The sequence below is a fragment of the Fusobacterium sp. SYSU M8D902 genome, from assembly GCF_040199715.1.
Taxonomy (GTDB): Bacteria; Fusobacteriota; Fusobacteriia; order Fusobacteriales; family Fusobacteriaceae; genus Fusobacterium_A.
This window is the reverse complement of record NZ_JBEFNA010000055.1, coordinates 1-2,441: the sequence shown is the minus strand read 5'-3', so window position 1 is coordinate 2,441 and position 2,441 is coordinate 1. Positions and strand designations below refer to the sequence as shown.

General features: G+C 29.4%; 2 protein-coding genes. Both read left to right on the top strand.

Annotation, left to right across the window (positions count from 1 at the left end; translation table 11 throughout):
• Positions 1-136 precede the first annotated feature (136 nt).
• Positions 137-1,639, top strand: a complete 1,503-nt coding sequence (gene istA / locus ABNK64_RS10965; protein ID WP_349764412.1) for an IS21 family transposase — start codon at positions 137-139, stop codon at positions 1,637-1,639.
• A gap of 3 nt (positions 1,640-1,642) precedes the next feature.
• Positions 1,643-2,368 carry an IS21-like element helper ATPase IstB gene (istB, locus tag ABNK64_RS10960; protein WP_349764411.1) on the top strand — a complete coding sequence of 242 codons (726 nt, stop codon included), beginning with the start codon at positions 1,643-1,645 and terminating at the stop codon, positions 2,366-2,368.
• The last annotated feature ends 73 nt before the right edge of the window (positions 2,369-2,441 follow it).

The window sequence follows — 2,441 nt, the reverse complement described above, 5'->3', positions numbered from 1 at the left end:
TTGTTTGATGTATAATAAAAATGAAGAAGTTGTCGTTTAAAAAGTTACTGTTTTAAATAAAAAAATCCATTGTAAATTTATCACAATACTGTTAACCTTTTAATAGAGACCAATCTGTTAAAAGGAGAAAGGATAAATGATTACAATGGATATAATTAATAATATCAAATATTTGAAAAGAGTTCAAGGGTTAAGCTATGCTTCGGTTAAAAAAATTACTGGATGTTCATACAATACCATTAAAAAATATGAAGAAATGGAGAATATGACACCTAAATTTAATACTCCTAAGAAACCTACTAAGCTTGATCCATTTAAAGATACTGTCAGAAAATGGCTGATGGAAGATAAAGGAAGACCTCATAAACAGAGACATACTGCAAAAAGAATTCATATGAGATTATGCGAAAAATACCCAGATATATATACTGCAAGTTACAGAACTCTCGCTAAGTTCGTAGCTAAGATCAAACTTGAACTTAATATTGGAAAAGAAGAATTTTTGCAATTATCACACTCTAAAGAAGAAGCACAAGTTGATTTTGGAAAAGTTACTTTCTTTGAAAAAGGAAAAAAAGTACAGGGAAGCTACTTAGTTATGACTCTGCCATATAGTAATGCTGGGTTTATCCAAGTTTTTCGTGGTGAAACTCAAGAATGCCTTTTGGAAGGAATGAAAAAGATATTTCAACATATAGGAAGAGTTCCTTCAGAAATATGGTTTGATAACCTTTCAGCTGCTGTAAAAATAACTAACAGAAAAAATAGAAAAGAAAGAAAAATAAATAAATTTTTCCAAGCATTTGCTGCACATTATTCTTTTAAGCCTATCTTTTGCAATCCAGCCAGTGGGAATGAAAAAGGTTCTACAGAAAATAAAGTAGGATACTTACGAAGAAACTATTTAGTGCCTGAACCAGAATTTAATGATATAAATGAATTTAATAAAAAACTGCTAGAACTATGCGATAAAGACCATAAAAGGTTACACTACAAGAAAAAAGTGGAAATCGCAGGATTGTATCAAGAGCAATTAAAATATATGCAGAAAATAAATCCTATTAATTTTGATGTCTTTAGATTAGAGAAAAGAAAAGCCAATAAATATGGAAACATAGAAGTTGATACTAATACTTACACAGTAATGCCAATATATAGAAATGCAGAGCTTTTAGTTAAAATAGAAGCTAATACTCTAACTATCTTTGATGAAAATGGAAAAGAGCTGATAAAACATGACCGTTGTTTTGAAAAATATAAGACAATCATAAGTTACAAAGAATCTTTACCATTAATTATTCAAAAAATTAACGCATTAGAAAATACTGAATTTTACCAAACTTTACCTAAAGTATGGAAAGATTTCTTAAAAGATAAAGATAACGAGCAAAGAAAAAGAATACTTAAAGTTCTAGGAAAAATGTTAATAGAAAGTTCAATGGAAACGGCAACAGCTGTTTTGCAAGATACCATAGTTGCCGGCAGATTCTCTCCAGATTCAATTCTTGCCACATATTATCGCTATGTAGAATGTGATTTTAAAAGAGAAGAATTGCAAGATTTACCAGAAAAAGTCCCTAAAATAAAAGAATATGATATTGATTTAAGATATTACGATAAATTTTTAGGGAGGGTTTAAAAAATGAGAGATATATTAACAGAGTATGCAAAGAAATTAAAATTAGGAAGAGATTTTTTAGATGAGTTTGAAGATATTCCTTTTACAACTAAAGAGGAATACTTAGCAAATGTCTTAAAATGTGCCTATGAACATCAACAAATAAATAGAAAAACAAGACTTTTAAAACAAGCTAGATTTGAAATTTACAAAAGTTTAGAAGGATATGATTTTTCTAATATAGATATTCCAGAAACAATAAATATAGAAGGTTTAAGAGAGGGTGAGTATATAGATAAGACAGAAAATTTAGTTTTTTACGGGCCCGTAGGAACAGGCAAAACACATCTTGCCATTGCTTTAGGGATAGAAGCCTGCAATAGAGGAAAGAAAGTTAGATTTTTTAAGGTAGCTCATTTAGTGAATGAGCTGATAGAAGCAAGTGAAAGGGGTGAATTACGCCGTTTCACTACCAGTTTAAATAAATATGACCTGCTGATATGCGATGAATGGGGGTATATTCCCATTTCATTGCGTGGTGCTGAGCTTCTCTTTCAAGTAATAGCAGATTTTTATGAAAGAAAAAGTCTAATAATTACAACTAATTTAGAGTTTGGTAAATGGATAAGTATATTTATGGATAAAAAATTAACTAGTGCTATCATAGATAGAATAATCCATCACTGCCATATCCTTCATTTCACAGGAAGTAGTTACAGAATAAAAAATTCAACTATAAATAGCATCTAGTCAATAAAAATTTACAATGGATTTTGTTTCAAATTTAAGTGGCAAAACATTATTAATTCACTTGCAAAACACA